17 protein-coding genes are annotated in these 22,681 nt (G+C 58.5%); 2 read left to right on the top strand and 15 right to left on the bottom strand.

Annotation, left to right across the window (positions count from 1 at the left end):
* Positions 1-7: 7 nt before the first annotated feature.
* From NYE85_RS13610 to putP, 8 genes are all read right to left on the bottom strand, one after another.
* Positions 8-796 carry an ABC transporter ATP-binding protein gene (locus tag NYE85_RS13610; protein WP_259005296.1) on the bottom strand — a complete coding sequence of 263 codons (789 nt, stop codon included), beginning with the start codon at positions 794-796 and terminating at the stop codon, positions 8-10.
* Positions 797-806: 10 nt separating this feature from the next.
* Positions 807-1,706, bottom strand: a complete 900-nt coding sequence (gene ntrB, locus NYE85_RS13605) for a nitrate ABC transporter permease (RefSeq protein ID WP_259005295.1) — start codon at positions 1,704-1,706, stop codon at positions 807-809.
* A 10-nt stretch (positions 1,707-1,716) separates the two neighbouring features.
* Positions 1,717-2,976, bottom strand: coding sequence for a CmpA/NrtA family ABC transporter substrate-binding protein (locus tag NYE85_RS13600; protein WP_259005294.1), 1,260 nt, complete (start codon positions 2,974-2,976; stop codon positions 1,717-1,719).
* 310 nt (positions 2,977-3,286) lie between these two features.
* The gene (locus tag NYE85_RS13595; RefSeq protein WP_259005293.1) at positions 3,287-4,555 is read right to left on the bottom strand and encodes a nitrate regulatory protein; all 1,269 of its coding nucleotides are present in this window, start codon (positions 4,553-4,555) and stop codon (positions 3,287-3,289) included.
* A gap of 162 nt (positions 4,556-4,717) precedes the next feature.
* Entirely contained in the window at positions 4,718-6,022 is a 1,305-nt protein-coding gene (gene efeB / locus NYE85_RS13590) for an iron uptake transporter deferrochelatase/peroxidase subunit (RefSeq protein ID WP_259005292.1), read from the bottom strand.
* A gap of 11 nt (positions 6,023-6,033) precedes the next feature.
* Positions 6,034-7,167: an iron uptake system protein EfeO gene (gene efeO / locus NYE85_RS13585; RefSeq protein ID WP_259005291.1), complete on the bottom strand. Its 1,134-nt coding sequence runs from the start codon at positions 7,165-7,167 to the stop codon at positions 6,034-6,036.
* Between the two features lie 19 nt (positions 7,168-7,186).
* Positions 7,187-8,032: an iron uptake transporter permease EfeU gene (efeU, locus tag NYE85_RS13580; RefSeq protein ID WP_259005290.1), complete on the bottom strand. Its 846-nt coding sequence runs from the start codon at positions 8,030-8,032 to the stop codon at positions 7,187-7,189.
* 422 nt (positions 8,033-8,454) lie between these two features.
* Entirely contained in the window at positions 8,455-9,939 is a 1,485-nt protein-coding gene (gene putP / locus NYE85_RS13575; RefSeq protein ID WP_259005289.1) for a sodium/proline symporter PutP, read from the bottom strand.
* Positions 9,940-10,489: 550 nt separating this feature from the next.
* On the opposite strand from putP, the gene putA reads away from it, so the two are divergent.
* The gene (gene putA / locus NYE85_RS13570; protein WP_259005288.1) at positions 10,490-14,461 is read left to right on the top strand and encodes a trifunctional transcriptional regulator/proline dehydrogenase/L-glutamate gamma-semialdehyde dehydrogenase; all 3,972 of its coding nucleotides are present in this window, start codon (positions 10,490-10,492) and stop codon (positions 14,459-14,461) included.
* Between the two features lie 232 nt (positions 14,462-14,693).
* On the opposite strand, the gene tcyN is transcribed toward putA, so the two are convergent.
* From tcyN to NYE85_RS13535, 7 genes are all read right to left on the bottom strand, one after another.
* The gene (gene tcyN / locus NYE85_RS13565) at positions 14,694-15,446 is read right to left on the bottom strand and encodes an L-cystine ABC transporter ATP-binding protein TcyN (RefSeq protein WP_259005287.1); all 753 of its coding nucleotides are present in this window, start codon (positions 15,444-15,446) and stop codon (positions 14,694-14,696) included.
* 3 nt (positions 15,447-15,449) lie between these two features.
* Complete coding sequence (gene tcyL, locus NYE85_RS13560; RefSeq protein ID WP_004961568.1) at positions 15,450-16,112, bottom strand: cystine ABC transporter permease; 663 nt, start codon at positions 16,110-16,112, stop codon at positions 15,450-15,452.
* Positions 16,112-16,912, bottom strand: coding sequence for a cystine ABC transporter substrate-binding protein (gene tcyJ, locus NYE85_RS13555; protein WP_259005286.1), 801 nt, complete (start codon positions 16,910-16,912; stop codon positions 16,112-16,114). The genes tcyL and tcyJ overlap by 1 nt, the downstream gene beginning before the upstream one ends.
* Positions 16,913-17,024: 112 nt before the next feature.
* The gene (locus tag NYE85_RS13550; protein ID WP_259005285.1) at positions 17,025-18,011 is read right to left on the bottom strand and encodes a D-cysteine desulfhydrase; all 987 of its coding nucleotides are present in this window, start codon (positions 18,009-18,011) and stop codon (positions 17,025-17,027) included.
* Positions 18,012-18,133: 122 nt separating this feature from the next.
* Positions 18,134-18,643: a flagella biosynthesis regulatory protein FliZ gene (gene fliZ, locus NYE85_RS13545; protein WP_259005284.1), complete on the bottom strand. Its 510-nt coding sequence runs from the start codon at positions 18,641-18,643 to the stop codon at positions 18,134-18,136.
* Positions 18,644-18,676: 33 nt separating this feature from the next.
* On the bottom strand, positions 18,677-19,399 hold the full coding sequence (locus NYE85_RS13540) for an RNA polymerase sigma factor FliA (protein WP_259005283.1): 723 nt from the start codon (positions 19,397-19,399) through the stop codon (positions 18,677-18,679).
* A gap of 315 nt (positions 19,400-19,714) precedes the next feature.
* Positions 19,715-20,983, bottom strand: a complete 1,269-nt coding sequence (locus tag NYE85_RS13535; protein WP_259005282.1) for a FliC/FljB family flagellin — start codon at positions 20,981-20,983, stop codon at positions 19,715-19,717.
* A 289-nt stretch (positions 20,984-21,272) separates the two neighbouring features.
* Between NYE85_RS13535 and fliD the strand changes: the two genes are divergently transcribed.
* On the top strand, positions 21,273-22,676 hold the full coding sequence (fliD, locus tag NYE85_RS13530; protein ID WP_259005281.1) for a flagellar filament capping protein FliD: 1,404 nt from the start codon (positions 21,273-21,275) through the stop codon (positions 22,674-22,676).
* Positions 22,677-22,681 lie beyond the last annotated feature (5 nt).

The raw sequence follows: 22,681 nt of genomic DNA, 5'->3' as shown, positions 1-22,681 counted from the left end.
CCGCGGCCTATGCCGCCTTGGCGTGTTTTTCGTACAGGAACTTCAACACCTGCTGACGGTAATGGTGATAGGCCGCATCGTCCGCCAATGCCACGCGCGAACGTGGACGCGGCAGTTCCACCGACAGGATTTCACCGACGGTGGCCGCCGGACCGTTGGTCATCATCATCACCCGATCGGACAACAGCACCGCTTCGTCAACGTCATGGGTAATCAGCACGATGGTGGTATGCAGTCGCTGTTGAATGTCCATCACCGCGTCCTGCAAATGCGCTCGGGTCAAGGCGTCCAGCGCGCCAAACGGTTCGTCCATCAGCAGCACTTTCGGCTTCATCGCCAGCGCGCGGGCAATGCCGACACGCTGTTTCATCCCGCCGGAAATTTCGTGCGGCCGTTTATGCAGTGCATGCCCCATGTGCACCAGTTCGAGGTTGTGTTCGATCCAGTCACGCATTTCGCTTTTGTTCATCTGCTGGCGGAACACCTGATGCACCGCCAGCGCCACATTTTCATAGGTGGTCAGCCACGGCAGCAGCGAATGGTTTTGAAACACCACGCCACGCTCGGGACCGGGGCCGACGATCTGCTGGTTGTCACACAACAGCACGCCGTCGCTCGGCAGCGTCAGTCCAGCGATCAAGTTGAGCAACGTCGATTTGCCGCAGCCGGAATGGCCAATCAGGCTGACGGTTTCCCCCGGCTGGATATCAAAACTCACCTGTTGCAACGCGATAAATTCACCCTGCGGGGTATTGAACCGCTGGCTAACGTTCTGCACCTGGATAATCGGTTTCATGGCGCGCTCCTTAATGGTTTTGATAGTTGAAACGTTTGGCCAGCAGCATCAACCCCTGCTCGAGCAACAGTCCGACCACGCCAATCACCACGATGGCGATGATGATGTTTTCCACGTTGAGATTGTTCCACTCGTTCCAGATCCAAAAACCGATGCCAACGCCACCGGTCAGCATTTCCGCCGCCACAATCACCAGCCAGGCAATGCCGATCGACAGACGCACGCCGGTCAGCACAAACGGCAGCACCGCCGGGAACAGGATCTTGCGCATCACCGTCCACTCCGACAGTTTCAGCACCCGCGCCACGTTGAGGTAATCCTGCGGAATGCGCGTTACGCCTTCGGCAGTGTTGAGGATCATCGGCCAGATCGAACAGATGAAGATGGTCCAGGTCGACGCCGGTTCAGCACGCTGAAACAGCAGCAGGCCGATCGGCAGCCAGGCCAGCGGGCTAACCGGACGCAACAGTGAAATGATCGGATTGAGCATCTGCGCCAGAAACGCAAAGCGCCCCAGCAGAAAACCGGCGGGAATGCCGACCAACGCCGCCAGACCAAACCCGGTCGCCACCCGCTGCAAGGAGGCGAGCACGTTCCAGCCGATGCCCTGGTCGTTTGGCCCGGCCGAATAAAACGGATCGGCAAACAGCGTCAGCGCCGCCTGCCAGGTGGCCAGCGGCGTCGGAAAACCCCGGCTGTTGAGCGCGGCGATTTGCCACACCGCCAGCACCAGCACCATACCCAGCGCCGCTGGCACCGCACGGCGAAACGCCTGCTGCCAGCGCAGGCTGCCGCGCGGTTTGCCGAGCGGTGCCGAAGTAGGCAACGCCACGGGTTTGGCCTCCTTCAGCGGGACAATCCGTGCGCTTATCGGCTGCGCGGGTTCAATTCGTTGTGCCAGATTCTTCATTGCCTACCTCTCAACGTTTAACAGCAAAACTGTTGGCATATTCCGCCGGGTTACTGCCGTCCCAGCGCTTGCCGTCGATCAGGGTACTGACGCGCATTTCGCTGGCCGGCAGATTGACGCCGCCAACGGCGGTTGCCGCCTGGCGATACACGTCGATCCGGTTGATCTGCTTCGCCACCGCCAGATAGTCCGGTTCGGCGCTCAACAGCCCCCAGCGTTGCTGCTGGGTCAAGAACCACATGCCGTCGGACAGATACGGGAAGCTGACTTCGCCGTCATGGAAAAAGCGCATACCGTGTGGGTCCTGCCAGCTGTTGCCCAGGCCGTTGTCATACTTGCCAAGCATGCGGCCGGTGATGATCTCGGGCCGGGTGTTGATATAGGCGCGCCCCGCCACCACCTGCGCGGTTTGCTGGCGGTTGGCGTCGGAACTGTCGATCCAGCGCGCAGCATCCAGCACCGCTGCGGTCAACGCCCTGGCGCTGTTCGGGTTGGCGCTGACCCAGGCGGCGCGGGTGCCCAGCACTTTTTCCGGATGATCCGGCCAAATCTGCTGCGTGGTGACCGCGGTGAAACCGATGTCTTCGGCTATCGCCCGCTGGTTCCACGGTTCGCCAACGCAGAAGCCGCTCATGTTGCCGATCTTCATGTTCATCACCATTTGCGGCGGCGGCACCACCACGTTGCGCACGTCGTTGAACGGGTGAATACCGGCGTTTGCCAGCCAGTAATAGAGCCACATGGCATGGGTGCCGGTCGGGAAGGTTTGCGCGAAGGTATAGGTGCCCTTGGCGCTGGCATCGATGTGTTTTTTCAGCGTGGCCGCATCGGTGACGCCGGCCTGCCTGAACTGGTTGGATAAGGTGATCGCCTGGCCGTTGTTGTTGAGCGTCATCAACACCGCCATATCATGCTGCGGCCCGGCAGCCCCCAGTTGCAGCCCATAAATCATGCCGTACAGCGCGTGCGCGGCGTCCAGCTCGCCGGACAGCAGCTTGTCGCGCACCGCTGCCCAACTGGCCTCTTTGCTCGGGATGATTTTGATGCCGTACTTTTCATCAAACTTGTTCACTGCCGCCATGACCACCGAGGCGCAGTCGGTAAGCGGGATGAAGCCGACGCGGATTTCTTTTTTCTCCGGCGCATCGGAACCTGCCGCCCAGGCTGCATTCATCAGGCCCGGCAGCATCATGCCGCCGCCCAGCGCTGCGCTGCCGACCAGAAAACGGCGGCGCGACAGTTTCATCCCGGAGTGTTTGGTGTGCGTCATCAGCCAATCCTTCACGCGTTGCGATAAAAACAAAAAGGCGTCCAGTCAGCACGTTCCACCGTTGGGGTGAACGTGCTGAAAGGACGCCTTTATCCAATCTACCTGCGGCCCGTTGGCTGCTGGGTATCGTTGTTCACTGAACCGCCATTGGCTCAGAGACAATCTGATTAATGCAGCTTGCGTGCCAGGTTTGCATATGACGGACTGGCACGGGTTTTCCCTGCCTTGGGCCGGCTCTGCTGCCACCTCATGCACAATCCGGAGGCATTAGCTGCACTGGTGGTGTGCATATACTCCCTAGGGAGTAACGCTATTTTCCCGGCAGGATATCCGCTACTGCCAGCATGGCGCGGGCTATATCGATCAGCCGTTTGTTCTGGTCCATCGCCATTTTGCGCAGCAGCTGGTGTGCGCCGTCTTCCGTCATGCCGCGATGCTGAATCAGCAGCCCCTTGGCGCATTCGATTTCGCCACGCTCCTGCAAGGTGGCGCGCGTTGCCGCCAGTTCTTGCGACAGCGCCTGCAGTCGCTGGGATTGCTGGCGGATCATCTCGACCATCGAGCGTCCCAGGCGCGGGTTGATACCGTCGCTGAGCATCGGTTCGTCCTGCGAGGCGGAGATAAACACCGTGTAGCCGTCGGCCTGCGGTTGTAAGCGGCCTTGCAACCCGCCACCGTCTTGCGTCAGCGCGTCGCTGGCCGCGGTCAATGCGTCGCGACAACCGCTCATCAGCGCCTCTTCCAGCCGATCCTCGATCTGCTTCATCAGATCGATACGCGCGGTGGTGATATCGAACCAGCGCAGACTGGTGTCGTTGCCATCACCAGGCCGCGTCTGAGTGCAGGCAATGCGCCGCAGCCGTTCAAACTCCCGATCGCCCTGTTGCTGCATACGCTGCCACTGGGCCAGCGACTGCGGATCGGCAAATTCGATAAAACTCTGAAAACAGCGCTCCTGAGCCTCGATCAGTTGCAATAATTTCTGCTGCGCCTCGAGGCTGAATTGCCGAGCGGCAAACCCGGCGGCGCCGATGGCGCGTTCCTGCCCGGCCAGCTCCTTGCCCTGCATAAAACTGAACATGGCGATCAAGCGGCGCGCAATCGCCGGCTCGACGCAGGCGTCAGCGGCTTCAAACACCAGCGCCAACAGGCTGCGGATAATTCCGTTAAAGGTATGCATGGCATCCGGTTGCGCAATCTGTTGCAACTGGACCTGACGACGCAGCGTCGACAGCGTGGTCAGGTTATGCAACACGCAGGCGATGCTGTTGAACAGCCGGCTGGCACCGGCCAACGGTGCGGTGTTGGCGTCCAGTTGCGCCAACTGGCGATGCACCGCCAACTCGGCCTGTTCGACGTCGCGGGTGCGGGCTGCCAACCGTTCGCCAAACAGTGCACCGTGGGAGCACAGATAGATATTTACCGTACCGCGCTCGCGTTGCAGCACGTGGATCAACTGACTGATCCGTCCCACCAGTTGCCCCATTTGCAACAACTGTCGCAGCACGATGATTTCACAGCGTTTTGATGCCAGCAGAAAATCGCCGGCGCTGGGCGGAAAAGCAGGATTACGGCTCATGATGCAGTTTCCGATTGGGGATAATGGAGAGGATCGTGCAAAAGTCGTGCCGTGGCGGCGCATAAAACGCCAAAGGCGACGCTCGGCGACGGTGGTGCCGAGCTGCGGCTGCCGGTCGGCATCAGCGACCGGCAGCCCGGTATTAACAGTACATTGCCGCCATCAGCTCGCTAGCAGGGCGCTGCCGAGGGAGTCCTGGTGGTGCTTAACGCCAGGCAGGACAAAGAAATAGCCGCCGCCAATCGGCTTGACATACTCTTCCAACGCCTCGCCGTTGAGGCGTTTTTGCACCGTCAAAAAGCCCTTTTCCAGATCCGCCTGATAACACACAAACAGCAGCCCCATTTCCAGTTGCCCGGAATTGGACACCCCAAGCGAATAGCTATATCCGCGGCGCAACATCAGGTTGCTCTGGCTTGCCGGCGTGCGCGGGTTGGCCAGCCGAATATGCGCATCCATCGGGATGATCTCGCCGTGCGGATCGTTGGCGTAATCGGGTTCGTCATGCTCGTGTTGCATGCCCAGCGGCGCACCACTGTGCTTGTCACGGCCGAAGATAGTCTGTTGTTCCTGTAACGGCGTACGGTCCCAAAACTCGACGTGGAAGCGGATAATACGCGCCGCCTGGTAACTGCCGCCCACCGCCCAGGCGGGTTCTCCGGCGTCGTCGCCCACCCACACCACCTTGTCCATCAACGGCTTGTCACTGGTTTTGGGATTGGCAGTGCCGTCCTTGAAGCCCAGCAGATTGATCGGCGTTTCCTTACCCTTGCTGCGCGCCGCATGGGTGGAAATAAATCCCTCGCGTTTCCAGCGTACGCTGAGCAGATCCGGCGCATGCTTGATGATATCGCGCAACGCGTGGATCACCGTTTCATGGGTATTGGCGCAAATCTGCAACAGCAGATCGCCATGGCACAGACTGGCATCGAGCGAATCGTTGGGGAAACGCGTCATGCGCTGCAAACGCAACGGTTTTTGCGCCGCCAGCCCGAAACGCGCATCAAACAGCGAGGCGCCGACCGATACCGTAATGGTCAGGTTATCCGGGTAAATCTCCGACCCCATGATGCCGGAATCCAGCGGCGGCAGCCTGGCGTCCACCTCCGGCGCCTTGCCACCATGAGTCAGAAACGCAATGCGGTCGGTCAGCAACCGGAATAACCGCGCCAGATCCTGGCGGTTGGTGGCCAGGACGTCGAACGCCACCAGCATCATGGCCGCCTGCTGCGGCGTCAGTACCCCGGCCTGATGTTCGCCATAAAACGGCTGCGTTTGCCAGCGTTCATCCCGGGGTTCGGCGCTGGCGGCAGCGCGGTCGGCGGCACGCGCCAGCGGGTTGCCCCCTAGCGCCAATGCGCCGCTCGCCATGCCCATCCCCAGCAGCAGACGGCGGCGCGACGGCGACGGTGCCTCCGGCGGTTGCGAATGCGGCCCGTCCTGCGGGCCGACGATTTGCTTGCTCATCGCCCGTTGCCTCAATCCAGTCCCAACACGCCGCGCAACTGCGACAAATCTTCCGCCAGCGCGGTAATAGGTCCTTTCAACGCGTTGCGATCGGCATCGGTCAGTTTTTCGTAAGAGGCGTACCCATCCTCGGTTTTGTATTTCGCCAGCACGCCATCGACGGTTTTGAAGTTGGCGTCAATTTTGCCCAGCAGCGGCGCGTTGGCCTTGACCAGCAATGGACGCAACAGGTTGACTATCTTCTGGGCGCCATCGACATTGGCCTGGAAATCCCACAGATCGGTACGGCTGTAACGATCCTCTTCGCCACTGATTTTACTGGCGGCGACTTCCTCGATCAGACCCGCGGCCCCCCCCACCACCTTGTTCGGGGGGAACGTCAGATCGGTAATACGTTTTTGCAGTTCGACGGTGTCTCGGTACAACCGATCGGCATAGTCGTTCATGCCGGTGGTGGTGTTATCAGCGAACAGCGCCTTTTCCAAACGGTGGAAGCCGGTGAAGTTGGCATCTTCGGCTTTTTTCTCGTAATCGTCTTCACGGGCGTCAATGCTGCCGTCCAGATCGGAGAACAGTTCGGCGATCGGCTCGATACGTTCATAATGCTGCCGCGTCGGCGCATACAGTTTGCGCGCCTCTGCCAGGTTGCCGGACTTGATCGCATCGGTAAACCGTTTGGTCTGTTTGACCAGGCCATCGACCTCTTGGCTGACGTACACCTTGTATTCGGCAATCGGCCCCACCAGATCCAGCACGTTCGGCTTGCCGTCACCGGCGGCAGCGGCAGCCGTGGTCACCGTCAGCTTACCCTTAGGATTGCTGAGCAGACCGCAGGTCATCTCATACTCGCCGGGCTCGAGATTGGCGGTCATTTTTTGCGTGAACCCCGGCGCAATATTTTCACGCTCTTCCACCACCATCACGCCTTTGAGGATTTCCCATTCCAGGTTTTTCTGGCTGGCGTTACGCACCACGAACTGGGTTTTGCCGGCCGGCACGCTCAGTTGCATCGGCTCGCACTGCTTGTCGTTAACGCTAATCTTCACCTGCGGTACATCGGCCGCCGACGCGCCGACGCTGAACGCCAACGCCGGTGCGGCCAGTAGTGCTGCATGTAATGCCTTACGGCGGTATTGAGTCGTCATGCAAGATTCCCTGTTAAAGTTAATGGTTGATTTTACGTTGTGTCGCTACCGCACCCGCGGCCGCACGCGGCGGCAGCGCGAAGCACACCAGTGCCGGGATCAGGTAGAGGAAATACACCGTCACTTCGCTGACCGACGGCGCTTCCTGATAGCCGAACATGCCCTCGAGCAGCGTGCCAAACAGCGAATGGGTGGAAAGCGTGGCGCTGAGATCGAATGCCACGGCCTGGAAGTGGTTCCACAGTCCCGCTTCGTGGAAAGCGCGGATCGCACCGGCCGCCAGACCGGCGGCGACAAACAGAATGAACAGGCTGGTCCATTTGAAGAATTTCGCCAGATGCAGCTTGACGCCGCCCCAGTAAATCATCATGCCCAGCGCGATGGCGCAGACCAGACCGAGCATGGCGCCAACCGGCGCGCCGATGCCAACGTCCTGCTGGAACGCCGCCAGCAGGAAGAACACCGACTCCAGCCCTTCGCGCGCCACCGCAAAGAACACCATGGCAATCAATGCCCACCCCTGTCCCCTGGCAGAAGCCAGCGCGTTGTCGATAGCCCCTTCCAGGTGCACCTTCACCGAGCGGGATACCTTACGCATCCAAAACACCATGTAGGTCAGGATCAGCACCGCCACCACCGCCACCAACCCCTCAAACAGTTCCTGCTGTTTCTGCGGGAACTCGCCGGTGGTTTCATTGATAAAGATCCCCAGTGCCAGGCACAGTGCGGCAGCAGCCACCACCCCAATCCACATGGCACCGAGCCATTGCCCGCGCTGGGTGCGCTTGAGGTAGCTGGCGATCAGACTGACGATCAGCGCGGCCTCAAGGCCCTCACGGAACATGATAAGAAAGGGTACAAACATAGGTTGATAACCTCTGAGATGACGACGATCGTCGATTGGCCGGCGAGAAATTCGGCGGCCGTTAATGTAAAGAAAAGTAAACCAGAACGATAGTGATTATCATTCTCCCAAGAAGAAATACAAGTGCGCGAAGGGTGATTTTTTCTTATCAAATTGTCGCCAGTTGTAACCATAGCGGATGAGCGACCTCGCGCCGGGCTGGCGCGAGTCTCGGCGGTTGCCCCACGCTTTGCTGGCGGTATCCGTAAACAGCGTTGCGACCATAAAGTCGATATTCCGGCGCGCCGTCATGGCGTCGCAACGGCCACGATTCGTGTTTGCCGCCGCTGGGAAACGGGTGTTGCAGACAGGTATATCTGGCCAGAGTCCAAACGAAAAACGGCTCCGTCAGGGAGCCGTTGCAAGTTCGGGTCGAGCGCAGCTTAAACGGTTTTGAACTCCGCTTCCGCCTGATCGAAACGTTCGGTGATGGTGACTGACGGCTTACGCCCCATCAGGCTGACCAGCACGATAGCGATGCTGGCGAACAGGAAGCCGGGAATGATTTCGTACAGATCCAGCCAGCCATACTGCTTCCAGACCAGCACCGTCACCGCTCCAACCAGCATACCGGCCAGCGCGCCGTTGCGCGTCATGCGCGACCACATCACCGAAATCAGCACCACTGGACCGAATGCCGCGCCAAAACCGGCCCAGGCATAGCTCACCAGACCCAACACGCGGTTGTCCGGGTTGGCCGCCAGCGCGATGGCGATCAACGCCACCACCAGCACCATCAGACGCCCTACCCACACCAGCTCACGCTGGCTGGCCCCCTTGCGCAGGAAAGCCTTGTACAGGTCTTCGGTAATCGCACTGGAACACACCAGCAGCTGGCAGCTCAGGGTACTCATCACCGCCGCCAGAATGGCCGACAGCAGAATACCGGCCACCCATGGGTTGAACAGCAGTCTGGCCAGTTCGATAAACACCCGCTCGCCGTTTTGCGACACATTGCCGGCCTGATCCGGGTTATTGGCAAAATAGGCTATGCCGAAGAAACCGACCGCCACGGTACCGACCAGACAGAGGATCATCCAGGCCATACTGATGCGACGGGCGCTGCGAATGGTACGGTGCGAATCCGCCGCCATAAAGCGCGCCAGAATGTGCGGCTGGCCGAAATAGCCCAGCCCCCAGCCCAGCAGCGACAGGATGGCTACCAGATTCAGCCCCTTGAACATGTCGATATTGGCCGGGTTCTTGGCTTCGATCACCATCATGGAGGTGTCAATGCCGCCCACCGCCAGGATCACGAACACCGGCGTCAGGATCAGCGCAAAGATCATCAGGCTGGCCTGTACGGTGTCGGTCCAGCTAACCGCCAGAAAACCACCGATAAAGGTATACAGAATGGTGGCTGCGGCACCGGCCCACAGCGCCGTTTCATAACTCATGCCGAAGGTGCTTTCAAACAGGCGCGCGCCGGCCACAATGCCGGAAGCGCAGTAGATGGTGAAGAACACCAGAATGACGATGGCGGAAATCACCCGCAGCAGTTTGCTGTTGTCTTCAAAACGGCTGGTGAAGTAATCCGGTAGCGTCAGGGCATTGTTGTTGGCTTCGGTGTGCACCCGCAGGCGCCCCGCCACCAGTTTCCAGTTCAGATAGGCGCCGATGGTCAGGCCGATGGCAATCCAGCTCTCGGAAATGCCAGACAGGAAAATCGCCCCAGGCAACCCCATCAGCAACCAGCCGCTCATGTCGGAGGCGCCGGCGGACAAGGCGGTCACCACGCTGCCCAGACTGCGGCCACCGAGGATATAATCGTCAAAGTTATTGGTTGCCCGGTAGGCAAGCAGGCCGATCAGTACCATCCCGAAAATGTACACCAGGAAGGTCACCAGCATAGGTGTGCTCATTGTCATAAACTCTCCACTCATTATTATTCGCTCCACGCTTTTTGCGCAGAATCGCGATGTATCATCATTTGCCAAACCGCCGGAACGAGGCGGTATGCGCATGTGCTGCGGGTAAAATAGTTTCTGCCTGGTAATACGAAACCGTTGGCTATCCTAGATGACCCTTTCCGAAATCAACAACACTTTTAACAACAAAGTTACACAAAGTTTACCCTGCGTCACATTTAACCGCCCTGCGGGTTGTACTCGCACCCCGCCAATCCGGTAGCACCTCCGTTCCAAGCGCCTATTTCCCCGCCACTGACGGCTGCACTGGTTATCACCTGAGTTATGCAGCAAGAATCGTGCCGCTCTGCGGTGTTAAAAAATCGAGGTGTCTCACATTTCACTCACCGGCCTGATTTAACAAGGTTGCACAAAGTTGCAACATGCAGGATATTGTCAGCATTCAAGACACACACAACACATCTCACGAACCTATCCCAACAGGCTAAGCTGGCCCGGTAATTGAATAGCCTGATGGGATAGGTTCTAAACACACAGGAGTTGGATTGGCATGGGCACTACCACAATGGGCGTGAAACTTGACGAGGCAACACGCGATCGCATCAAAAGCGCGGCACAGCGTATCGATCGCACCCCGCACTGGCTGATCAAGCAAGCCATTTTTAATTACCTTGAACGCCTTGAAAGCGGCTCCGAGATTCCCGAAATTCCAGCACTGGCTGCCGCCAACCAAAGTGACGCGGACGACATTATGCCGCAACCGCAGGAAGAGTCACACCAGCCGTTCCTTGATTTTGCAGAACAAATTCTGCCGCAGTCGGTCAATCGCGCCGCCATTACCGCCGCCTATCGTCGTCCGGAGAGCGAAGTAGTGCCGATGTTGCTCGAACAGGCGCGTTTACCCGCCGATCTTGCACAGGCCACGCACAAGATGGCCTATGGCATCGCCGAGAAGCTGCGCAACCAAAAGAGTGCACATGGACGCGCCGGTATGGTGCAAGGCCTGCTGCAAGAGTTCTCGCTGTCGTCGCAGGAAGGCGTGGCGTTGATGTGTCTGGCGGAGGCGTTGTTGCGTATTCCCGACAAACCGACCCGCGACGCGCTGATCCGTGACAAAATCAGCAACGGTAACTGGCATTCGCACCTGGGTCGCAGCCCTTCGCTGTTCGTCAACGCCGCTACCTGGGGTCTGCTGTTCACCGGCAAGCTGGTTTCCACCCATAATGAAGCCAATCTGTCGCGCTCGCTGAACCGCATTATCGGCAAGAGCGGTGAACCGCTGATCCGTAAAGGCGTGGATATGGCGATGCGCCTGATGGGCGAGCAGTTCGTTACCGGCGAAACCATCGCCGAAGCGCTGGCCAACGCGCGCAAGCTGGAAGACAAGGGTTTCCGCTACTCTTACGACATGCTGGGAGAAGCCGCGCTGACCGAAGCCGACGCGCAGGCCTATCTGGTGTCCTATCAGCAGGCCATCCACGCTATCGGCAAAGCCTCCAACGGCCGTGGCATCTATGAAGGCCCCGGCATTTCCATCAAGCTGTCCGCGCTGCACCCGCGTTACAGCCGCGCGCAGTACGATCGGGTAATGGAAGAGCTGTATCCTCGCCTGCTGTCGCTGACGCTGCAAGCACGCCAATATGACATCGGCATCAATATTGACGCCGAAGAAGCGGATCGTCTGGAGATCTCGCTCGATCTGCTGGAAAAACTGTGCTTCGAACCGCAACTGGCCGGCTGGAACGGCATCGGTTTCGTGATCCAGGCCTATCAGAAGCGTTGTCCGTTTGCCATTGACGCGGTCATCGACATGGCGCAGCGCAGCCGTCGGCGCCTGATGATTCGCCTGGTGAAAGGCGCCTACTGGGACAGCGAAATCAAACGTGCGCAGGTTGACGGGCTGGAAGGCTACCCGGTGTACACCCGCAAAGTGTATACCGACGTCTCGTATCTGGCCTGCGCGCGCAAACTGCTGTCGGTGCCGAACCTGATTTATCCGCAGTTCGCCACCCACAACGCCCACACCCTGAGCGCCATCTACCATATGGCGGGCAATAACTATTACCCGGGACAATACGAGTTCCAGTGCCTGCACGGCATGGGCGAACCGCTGTATGAACAGGTCGTGGGCAAAGTGGCGGACGGCAAACTGAACCGGCCATGCCGCATTTACGCACCGGTGGGCACCCACGAAACGCTGCTGGCCTATCTGGTGCGCCGCCTGCTGGAAAACGGCGCCAATACCTCGTTCGTCAACCGCATTGCCGACGCCACGCTGCCGCTGGACGAGCTGGTGGCCGACCCGGTGCTGGCGGTCGAAGCGCTGGCTGCTACCGAAGGCCAGCTTGGCCTGCCGCACCCGCGCATTCCGCTGCCGCGTGAACTGTACGGCGAGAAGCGCGTTAATTCCAGCGGGCTGGACCTGTCAAACGAACAGCGCCTGGCTTCGCTTTCCAGCGCGCTACTCACCAGCGCCGCTCAGCAATGGCGTGCCGAACCGATCATTGATGCCGAACTGGATCAGGGCGTCGAACAGCCGGTGATCAACCCGGCCGAGCCGAGCGACATCGTCGGCCATGTGCGTGAAGCCACAGAAGACGAAGTCAGCCGTGCATTGGACGCCGCCGCTGCCGCCGGGCCAATCTGGTTCGCCACCCCGCCGGAACAGCGCGCCGCAGTGCTGGAGCGCGCCGCCGAGCTAATGGAAAGTCAGTTGCAAAACCTGCTGGGCATACTGGTGCGCGAAGCCGGCAAAACCTTTAATAACGCCATCGCCGAAGTGCGCGAAGCGGTTGATTTCCTGCATTACTACGCCGGCCAGGTGCGCGACGACTTCGCCAACGACAGCCATCGCCCACTCGGCCCGGTGGTGTGCATCAGCCCGTGGAACTTCCCGCTGGCGATTTTCACCGGTCAGATTGCCGCCGCGCTGGCGGCCGGTAACAGCGTACTGGCGAAACCGGCCGAACAGACTCCGCTGGTGGCGGCGCAGGCGGTGCGCATTCTGCTGGAAGCCGGCATTCCGCAAGGGGTGCTGCAATTGCTGCCCGGCCAGGGTGAATCGGTTGGCGCTCGGCTGGTCAACGATGCGCGGGTACGCGGCGTGATGTTCACCGGCTCGACCGACGTGGCAGGCATTCTGCAACGCAGTATCGCCGGTCGTCTGGATCCGCAGGGTCGTCCAACGCCGCTGATCGCTGAGACCGGGGGTCTGAACGCCATGATCGTCGACTCGTCGGCGCTGACCGAGCAGGTAGTGACCGACGTGGTGGCGTCGGCCTTCGACAGCGCCGGGCAGCGCTGTTCCGCGCTGCGCATCCTGTGCATTCAGGAAGACGTGGCGGAACACACCTTGCAGATGCTGCGTGGCGCAATGGCCGAATGCCGCATGGGCAACCCCGAGCGTCTGTCGACCGACATTGGCCCGGTGATCGATGCCGACGCCAAAACCGGCATTGAACGTCATATTCAGGCAATGCGCGCCAAGGGCCGCAAAGTGTATCAGGCCGCGCAAAGCAACGCGCAGGACGAAAAAGAGTGGCCACGCGGCACCTTTATCAAACCGACGCTAATCGAACTGGAGAGCTTTGACGAGCTGCAAAAAGAGATCTTTGGCCCGGTGCTGCACGTGGTGCGCTTCCAGCGTGCCAACCTGGAAGCGCTGGTCGATCAGATCAACGCTGCCGGCTATGGCCTGACGTTGGGCATTCACACCCGTATTGACGAAACCATCGCACGCGTTACCGAGCGTGCCAAAGTGGGCAACCTGTACGTGAACCGCAATATGGTCGGCGCAGTGGTCGGCGTGCAACCGTTCGGTGGCGAAGGTCTGTCCGGTACCGGGCCAAAGGCCGGTGGTCCGCTGTATCTCTACCGCCTGCTGGCGCACCGTCCAGAGGATGCGGTGCAGCGTACGCTGAACCGTCAGGACGCCGAACGGCCGCTGGAAGCCACCGCGCGCCCGGCGTTGCTGATGCCGCATCAGGCACTGGAAAAATGGGCAACGGCGGAAAACCTGCGCGATCTGGCAACGCTGGCGCAACGTTATGCCGAGCTTGGCCAGGGCGGTACCGTACGCCCACTGCCAGGCCCGACCGGCGAGCGCAATACCTACGCCCTGCTGCCGCGTGAACGCGTGCTGTGCCTGGCTGACAATGAGGCCGATGCGCTGACGCAGTTGGCGGCGGTGCTGGCGGTAGGCAGTCAGGCGCTGTGGGCCGATACCGAGCTGCAACGCACGCTGTATCGCCGCCTGCCGGCCGAAGTCCAGGCATGCATCCGCTTTAGCAAGGACTGGCAGAACGACAAGCTGGAATTTGACGCGGCCATCTACCATGGTGATGCCGATCAGTTGCGCACCCTGTGCGAACAGATTGCCCAGCGCGGCGGTGCCATTGTCTCGGTGCAGGGCTTCGCGCGCGGCGAAACCAATATCCTGCTGGAACGCCTGCTGGTGGAACGCTCGTTGAGCGTCAACACCGCCGCGGCCGGTGGCAACGCCAGCCTGATGTCAATCGGCTAGACTGCGTTTGCAGCCCAGGCTGCGATGATGACGCATTGCACGACATGCCGCCCGGTTAACCCCGGGCGGCATTTTTTATCGGCAACGGCGACGAGGCTCGACGCAACGCGACGGCCCGGTAGCGCGAGCGATAGCCTGACCACCTGGCGGGCCATTAAGTTCAATAGGCGTGTGTGATGTTCAGCGTATGGGACGAGCCAGCCGGCATCGCCCCTTGTCGGCTAGGCCGCCATCACTGATTGAGGAATTTGTCGAGGAACTGCTGGGTACGTTGATGCTGCGGATGGGTGAACAGCTCTCTGGCCGGCCCTTGCTCAACGATGCGGCCGTGATCCATAAAGATCGCCCGGTCGGCGACGTCGCGGGCGAAGCTCATTTCATGGGTGACAATCACCATGGTGCGCTTTTCTTCCGCCAGCGCCCGAATGGTATTCAGCACCTCACCAACCAGTTCCGGGTCAAGAGCCGAGGTCGGTTCATCAAACAGAATCACCTGCGGCTGCATCGCCAAGGCGCGCGCAATCGCCACGCGCTGCTGCTGCCCGCCGGACAAACGCTTCGGATAGGCCGTTTCCTTGCCGTTCAGCCCTACCTTCGCCAACAATGCGCGGGCACGTTGTTCCGCCGCGCCGCGCTCTTCACCCTTGACGATCACCGGCCCCTCAATGATGTTTTCCAGCACCGAACGGTGCGGAAACAGGTTAAAGCTCTGAAAGACAAAACCTACCTGCTGACGCAGCTCGCGCACCTGGTTTTTTTGCTTGCCTAGCGAGCGCGCACCGTCAATCTGGATATCGCCGACGCGGATGGTACCTGCATCCGGGACCTCCAGCAGGTTGATACTGCGCAACAGCGTGGTTTTGCCCGAACCGCTCGGCCCGATAATCGCCACCACTTCGCCAGCATTCACTTCAAGGTCAATACCGTGCAGTACCGTCTGGCCGTTAAACTGTTTGACCAGGCCTTTCACTTCGATGGCACTCATGCGTTATTCCTTATCCTGACGGTTTACATGCGCTTCCAGGCGGTTTTGCAGCGCGGAAAGCAGCGTCGCCATCACCCAGTAAATCAGCGAGGCCGCCAGATACATGGTGAAAACTTCCAGCGTACGCGAGGTGATCAACTGTGCCTGACGGAACAGCTCCGGTACCTGAATGGTCGCCGCCAGCGAGGTGTCCTTCACCAGGCCGATAAAGCTGTTGCCCAACGGCGGCAAGGCGGTACGCGCCGCCTGCGGCAGGATCACCCGCCGCAGGGTTTGCCACGGCGTCATGCCGATACTGGCGGCGGCCTCCCACTGCCCTTTGTCGATCGAGGCAATCGCCGCGCGCAGCGTTTCGGAGGTGTAGGCCGCGGTGTTGAGCGACAGGCCGATCAGCGCCGCCGGGAACGGATCCAGCTCAATGCCGAACTGTGGCAGACCGTAGTAGATCATGAACAGTTGGGCTATCAGCGGCGTACCGCGAAACAGCGACACGTAGATACGCGACAGCCATGACAGCGGCCAAAAACGCGAAAGGCGCATCAGCGCCAATACGAAGCCCAACACCAGCCCCAACGCCATCCCCCCCAGACTGAGCTGGAGGGTAAGTATGGCGCCTTTCAATAAAAATGGCGCTGAGTCCAGCGCCAGTTGAATACTTTCTTGCATTATTTAGTTACGTCCGCGCCAAACCACTTATCAGAAATTTTTGCCAGAGTACCGTCTTGTTGCATCTTGGCGATCGCCTGATCGACAGCTTTCAGCAGTTCAGGGTTGTTTTTGCGCAGCGCTACGCCCGATTCCTGACGCGAGAACGCCGGGCCGGCCACCGCCAGCGTATCACCGGTTTTCTTCACCAGATCAAGCGCCGCCAGACGATCGACCAGAATGGCATTGATGCGGCCAACGCGCAGATCCTGGTATTTGGTCGGGTCGTCATCGTAGGTGCGTACGTCAACGCCCTGCACGTTTTCGCGCAGCCATTGCTCATAGTTGGTACCCAGGCCGACGCCGACCTTTTTGCCTTGCAGATCTTGCGGCTTGGTGATGCTGGCTTCGTTGCCTTTTTTCACCAGCGCCTGAATGCCGGAAACGGTATAGGGGGTAGAGAAATCGTATTTTTTCTTACGCTCATCGGAAATGGTCACCTGGTTGATCACCACGTCAATGCGCTTGGATTCCAACGAGGCCAGCATGCCGTCCCATTTGGTCGGATTCAGCTTGGCTTTCACGCCCAGGTGCTGTGCCAGAGCGTTGGCGAAGTCGACTTCGAAACCGGTCAGTTTGCCGTCTTCACCCTGGAAACTGAACGGCGGATAGGTCCCTTCCAAACCGACGATCAGCGTACCGCGCTGTTTGACCTGATCCAGCAGATTTTGCGCGGCGAAGGTTTGCGCATTGATACCGGCGGTGAGCGTTACCGCCATTACACCCAGAAGCAGTTGGCGTCGAACTTTGGAAAACATCATAAATACCCCTTGTTTGGCGTTATCTTTTTTGATATCAGCACACTAACAACTCGGCTGACTTCTTGCAGGAATATTACTTAATAAATATAGTTCAAAAAGTTATATAACATAACTAGACGTGCGGGTGATATGCAAATAACGCCGGCGCCCCACCGGTATGCACGAACAGAATCGGACCTGCATTACGGTAACGCTGCTGCGCAATGCCGTCGATCAGTCCGGCCATCGCCTTGCCGGTATACACCGGATCAAGCAAAATCCCTTCCTGCTGCGCCAACAGTTGCACCGCCGCCGTGCCTTCATCGTTCGGCATACCGTACTGTGGTGCAAAATAGTCATCCCACAGCACGATCGGTGAAGGTTCGCCAACGTGCAACAGGGCAGTTAATTCCTGCTGGATCTGCTCGACCTTGGGCAATTGCTCTGGCGCTTTACGCGACACGGTGACCCCAACCAGTTCGCATTCGGGCAGCAGCTGTTGCAGGCCAACCGCCAGTCCGGCATGGGTGCCGGCGCTGCCAGAGGCCACCACCACCGAACCGAACGCGACTTCGCGCGCCTGCTCGGCAATTTCCAGCGCGCATTGGACATAACCCAGCGCCCCGAGCGCGTTCGAGCCACCGACCGGCACCACATAAGGGCGAAATCCCTGTGCTTCCAGCCGTATCGCCACATCGGCCAACTGCCGTTGCGGATCGTCCAGCGCATCGCACATCTGCACCTCGACATTGAACAGATTCAGCAATAGGCGGTTACCGTTGGTCAGGTAGTTTTCTGCCTGGGTGGCGATCGGGTTTTCCAGCAAGGCGACGCAATGCAAGCCAAGCTTTGCCGCCACGGCGGCGGTTTGTCGTACGTGATTGGACTGGATGGCGCCGGCGGTGACCAGCGTATCGGCTCCCTGACGCAAAGCGTCTGCGGCTAAAAACTCTAGTTTTCTTAGCTTGTTACCGCCCATCGCCATCGGCGTGACGTCGTCACGTTTAATGTAAATTTCGCGGCCAAGGTAATCAGAAAGGCGAGACAGCTTTTCAAGCGGTGTGGCGGAGCCAACAAAGTCGAGGCGCGGAAACTGCGCCAATTGCTGTTTTAGATTCACAGCGTCTCCCTGGAGGTGAGTAGCAACGGATAACCGTTAGATTTAGCAGATGTGGCTGCAATATTCACCTTTATTAACGATAGGGAAAAGCGTTTTACCCCGGCCACCGCCGGGGCTACGGGCTAATAGCGGTTTTGCCAGGCGAGATACTGATCGTACTTGCGCAGCGCGATACGATAATTGTTATGCGCCGCGCCAGGCAGATCGTCAATGATACGCTGAGGACTGATGCCGTTGACAAACTGGTCTGCCGGGTAGTTGCGCGCCACCAGCATTTCATCCAGCCGCCGCAGACGTACCACGTATTCGCGCACCGTACTGTGGCTCATTTCGGTCTGCTCGAACAGATACTGCTTGAACGACATGATATCGAAATAGCTCGGCTGGCTGTTGCAGGAGATCTCGCTGCAAAAGCGGCACAGCGCCGTCAGTTCGGTCTGCACGGTTTGCCATACCTGATCGTCGATCGGCTGGTCCATGCGCGCTATTGCTTCTTTATTGATTATCTTGCCGCGAAACACCAGCGCCATGCGATCCAGCTGCTTGCCACATTGCGAGCAATGGCTCTGACTGTGTTTGAAATCTTTCAGATAGCGGCTCAACGGCCGCTTTTTTATCATTGTTGCTGGCATAGTACGATCCGGTTCTCAACATCGGGTTAAACATCAGGCATTGTTCGCCAGACGGGCGCGCAAGCGCTTGATGGCCTGGCTGTGTAATTGGCTGACGCGCGACTCGCCTACCTCCAGCACCGCGCCAATCTCTTTCAGATTCAACTCTTCCTGGTAATACAGCGTCAGCACCAGCTTTTCTCGTTCCGGCAGGGCTTCGATGGCATCGATCACCCGCTGGCGCAGGTTCTGCTCCAGCAACTGATGCAGCGGATTGGCCTCTGCATGTCCTTCCAGCAGCGGCTCGGCGTTTTCCCCCTGCTCTTCGCGCCATTCGTCATAGGAAAACAACTGACTATTGTTGGTATCCATCAGGATTTGGCGATAGTCTTCCAGGGAAATGTTCATCGCCTGTGCCACTTCCAGTTCGCCGGCCGGACGTCCCAACTGCTGCTCAAGCCGTTGCATGGTCTGCGCCACGTCACGGGCGTGACGCCGTACGCTGCGCGGTACCCAGTCGCGGCTGCGCAGTTCGTCCAGCATGGCGCCGCGAATGCGTTGCACGGCATAGGTGGTGAAGGCGGTCCCCTGTAGGGCGTCGTAGCGCTCAACCGCGTTCAGCAACCCGATTCCCCCGGCTTGCAGCAGATCGTCAAGCTCCACGCTGGCGGGTAGCCTGACCTGCAGGCGCAATGCTTCGTGGCGCACCAGCGGCACATAACGCAACCAGAGAGAATGTTTGTCCATCACGCCGTCGGCGGTATACAGATCGCTCACTATGTCTAAAACCTGCGGATAAGGGAGTCAGCGCTATTATCCGTAGGGGGAGCAATGCCAATCGACAGAACAGCCGTACAAAACGGGCCTTATTTGCGTCATGTCGCCATTTGGCGCTGATAGCCCGTCGGGGCGCCAGCTGTATCAAGGTTGCTGCCCGGTCGGTCTGCCGTTTTGCCCGCTGATTCCTCTCGCTCATTGCCGTACCATCGACCAAAGCCAGATGTGGACACGCTCGGCCAGAGGATCAGGCAGGCATAAAAAAACCCCGCGCTGGCGGGGTTCTCTTGCAACAGATTAATCGGAGAGAGTCGATTAACGCAGCAGCGACAGCACGTTCTGGGTAGACTGGTTAGCCTGTGCCAGCACCGAAGTGCCCGCCTGTTGCAGAATGTTGGCTCGGCTCATGTTAGACACTTCGGTCGCGTAATCGGCATCCTGAATACGTGACTGGGAAGCAGACAGGTTGTTCACGGTGCTGTTCAGGTTGTTGATAACAGAATCGAAACGGTTCTGTACCGCACCCAGGGAAGAACGCAGGGAATCAACCTGTGACAGCGCCTTATCCAGAGTTGCCAGCGGATCGGCAGTTTTTGGTTCGGTAGACTGCTGTGCGCCCTTGGTCACTTTACCGGTCGCATCAACGGAGGCCTTGAAGAAAGCGTCGTTACCGTCAGCATCTTTGCCTTTGACGACGTAACCGGCCTTGCCGGCGGGATCGGTGTAAGAACGCAGTTCTTCACCGGTGCTCAGACCGCTAACGGTAGTGGAGCCGACTTTTACCTGAGTGGATTCAGTCAGGCCGGTAGGCTTGGTGGTGACCACGTTGGCTGCGGTACCGGAGTCGAAGGTGAACTCGCCGGTGGCACCTACGGTACCTTTAACCCACTCGCTGGCGCCGGTCTGGATGTAGGAATCGGTACCGTCGGAGTACACTTTGCCGTCGGTAGAGGTTTTTGGCGTTGTCGTGTTGGTATCAGCGGCAATGGTTGGTGCACCCATTTTGTCAATGGCGGTCAGCGCGGTGGTACCCACTTTGGTGGTGTCCAGGGCGTCGGCAACGCTGAACTTCTCCAGACCCAGCGTTTTGGCGTTGATGTCCTTCAGCTCGATATCGATGGTTTCGTTGTCGTTGGCGCCAACCTGAATGGTCAGTTTCTGATCGCTGCTCAGCACTTTAACGCCGTTGAAATCAGTCTGCTCGGAGATGCGGTTGATTTCAGACAGACGCTGGGAGATCTCGTCCTGGATTGATTGCAGATCGCTGGATGAGTTGGAGCCGTTTTGGGACTGAACGGTCAGACGACGAATATTTTGCAGGTTGTCATTCACTTCGTTCAGCGCGCCTTCAGTGGTCTGCGCCAGAGAGATACCATCGTTGGCATTACGAGATGCCTGGGTCAGCCCCTTGATGTTGGCGGTGAAGCGGTTGGAGATCGCCTGACCCGCAGCGTCATCTTTGGCGCTGTTGATACGCAGACCGGAAGACAGACGCTCAATCGCGGTACCCAAAGAAGACTGAGATTTGTTCAGGTTGTTCTGCGCCATCAGCGACAGGCTGTTGGTATTAATTACTTGTGCCATAGTGTGCTTTCCTTACGAATCAGTACGAAGTTGCGACATTCGCATTCACAATTAAAAGGTTCGGGCATTTGCCCACGGCGTCAACCACCGTCCCCTCAGGTATCGGCCCTGCCCCGGCAACCTTTAGCAATTTTTTATTTATTTTTCTGCTCGCTGCCAATGCGCTAAACAACGCATGATTTCCCTCTTCTATTACGCCATCGTTTTTTGATTTTCCTCGTAAACTTTTCCCTCATCTGGCCGATAACGCGTAAAGCGAATAAAGTCATTGACCTTAGGAGAATTACGAATGGCATCGATCAGTTCATTAGGCATCGGCTCAGGACTTGACCTCAACGGCCTGCTGGACAAGCTGAGCAAAGCGGAACAGCAGCGCCTGACGCCGTATACCAGCCAACAGACCAGCTACAACGCCAAACTGACGGCCTACGGCACGTTAAAGGGTGCACTGGAGAAGTTTGACAATCTGAGCAAGGACCTGGCCAAACCAGAGTTTTTCAACAACACCACGGCAAGCGCACACGACCAGTTCGGCGTCACCACCAACGCCAAAACGGTACCGGGCAACTACACCATTACCGTCGACAAACTGGCACAGCCGCAAACGCTGACCACCCAGGCCAGCATTGCCGATCAGACCAGCCCGCTCGGTAGCAGCGGTGCCGCCGATCGCTCGATTTCGATCACCGCCGGCCACCCACCAAAACAGGTGAATATACCGCTCGGTGACGATCAAACCTCGCTGGTCGAAATGCGTGATGCAATCAACGGTGCCAAAGCCGGCGTCAATGCCAGCATTATGCGCGTTGGCGACAACGAGTACAAACTGGCCATCAGCTCTACCACCACCGGTGCCAACAATAAGGTAAGCCTGACGGTCAACAACGACGCCAAGCTCGGCGGCATTCTCAATTACGACTCCGCCAGCGGCACCGGCGCGATGAAAGAGACGGTGGCCGGCCAGGACGCTGAAATCACCGTCAACGGCACCAAAATCAAGCGCAGCACTAATTCGATCGCCGATGCGTTGCAGGGCGTTACGCTGGATCTGAAAACCACCACCAAACCCGGCGAACCGCAAAATCTGGTGATCGGCACCGATAAAAACGGCTCCACCGAAAAAATCAAAGCCTGGGTCGACAGCTATAACTCGCTGCTGGATACCTTTACCTCACTCAGCAAATACACCCCGGTAAAAAGTGGTGAAGAACAATCGGCAAAAAACGGTGCGTTGCTGGGCGACAACACCCTGCGTGGCGTGCAGTCTTCGATTAAAAGCGCGTTAAGCGCGGCGCAGGATAACCCGGAATTAAAAGGCCTTGGCAACCTGGGTATTACCACCAACGTCAAAACCGGCAAACTGGAAGTCGATGATGAAAAGCTGAAAAAAGCGGTGGATGAAAAGCCGGAGCAGGTAGCAAATTTCTTTGCCGGCAACGGTAAAGACACCGGTATGGCCACCGAGATCCATAATGAAATTCAGACTTATATCAAAGCCGGCGGCGTAATAGAAAACTCGACCAAAAGCATTAACAGCAATCTCGATCGGTTGAATACGCAAATTACCCGCGTGACGGAAAGTATTCAGGACACCATCGATCGGTATAAACAACAGTTCGTTCAGCTCGATACCATGATGTCGAAACTGAATGGCACCAGTACGTATTTAACCCAACAGTTCTCATCCAAATAAATAGA

This window comes from Serratia sp. AKBS12, assembly GCF_024793895.1.
Taxonomy (GTDB): domain Bacteria; phylum Pseudomonadota; class Gammaproteobacteria; order Enterobacterales; family Enterobacteriaceae; genus Serratia_F.
The sequence above is the reverse complement of the archived record's forward strand: the minus strand, read 5'-3'. Positions and strand labels throughout refer to the sequence as shown.

What these genes read in the sequence shown, in the direction of transcription:
- NYE85_RS13610 (WP_259005296.1), bottom strand. Translation starts at nt 796, where the DNA reads ATGAAACCGATTATCCAGGTGCAGAACGTTAGCCAGCGGTTCAATACC.
- ntrB (WP_259005295.1), bottom strand. Translation starts at nt 1,706, where the DNA reads ATGAAGAATCTGGCACAACGAATTGAACCCGCGCAGCCGATAAGCGCA.
- NYE85_RS13600 (WP_259005294.1), bottom strand. Translation starts at nt 2,976, where the DNA reads ATGACGCACACCAAACACTCCGGGATGAAACTGTCGCGCCGCCGTTTT.
- NYE85_RS13595 (WP_259005293.1), bottom strand. Translation starts at nt 4,555, where the DNA reads ATGAGCCGTAATCCTGCTTTTCCGCCCAGCGCCGGCGATTTTCTGCTG.
- efeB (WP_259005292.1), bottom strand. Translation starts at nt 6,022, where the DNA reads ATGAGCAAGCAAATCGTCGGCCCGCAGGACGGGCCGCATTCGCAACCG.
- efeO (WP_259005291.1), bottom strand. Translation starts at nt 7,167, where the DNA reads ATGACGACTCAATACCGCCGTAAGGCATTACATGCAGCACTACTGGCC.
- efeU (WP_259005290.1), bottom strand. Translation starts at nt 8,032, where the DNA reads ATGTTTGTACCCTTTCTTATCATGTTCCGTGAGGGCCTTGAGGCCGCG.
- putP (WP_259005289.1), bottom strand. Translation starts at nt 9,939, where the DNA reads ATGACAATGAGCACACCTATGCTGGTGACCTTCCTGGTGTACATTTTC.
- putA (WP_259005288.1), top strand. Translation starts at nt 10,490, where the DNA reads ATGGGCACTACCACAATGGGCGTGAAACTTGACGAGGCAACACGCGAT.
- tcyN (WP_259005287.1), bottom strand. Translation starts at nt 15,446, where the DNA reads ATGAGTGCCATCGAAGTGAAAGGCCTGGTCAAACAGTTTAACGGCCAG.
- tcyL (WP_004961568.1), bottom strand. Translation starts at nt 16,112, where the DNA reads ATGCAAGAAAGTATTCAACTGGCGCTGGACTCAGCGCCATTTTTATTG.
- tcyJ (WP_259005286.1), bottom strand. Translation starts at nt 16,912, where the DNA reads ATGATGTTTTCCAAAGTTCGACGCCAACTGCTTCTGGGTGTAATGGCG.
- fliZ (WP_259005284.1), bottom strand. Translation starts at nt 18,643, where the DNA reads ATGCCAGCAACAATGATAAAAAAGCGGCCGTTGAGCCGCTATCTGAAA.
- NYE85_RS13535 (WP_259005282.1), bottom strand. Translation starts at nt 20,983, where the DNA reads ATGGCACAAGTAATTAATACCAACAGCCTGTCGCTGATGGCGCAGAAC.
- fliD (WP_259005281.1), top strand. Translation starts at nt 21,273, where the DNA reads ATGGCATCGATCAGTTCATTAGGCATCGGCTCAGGACTTGACCTCAAC.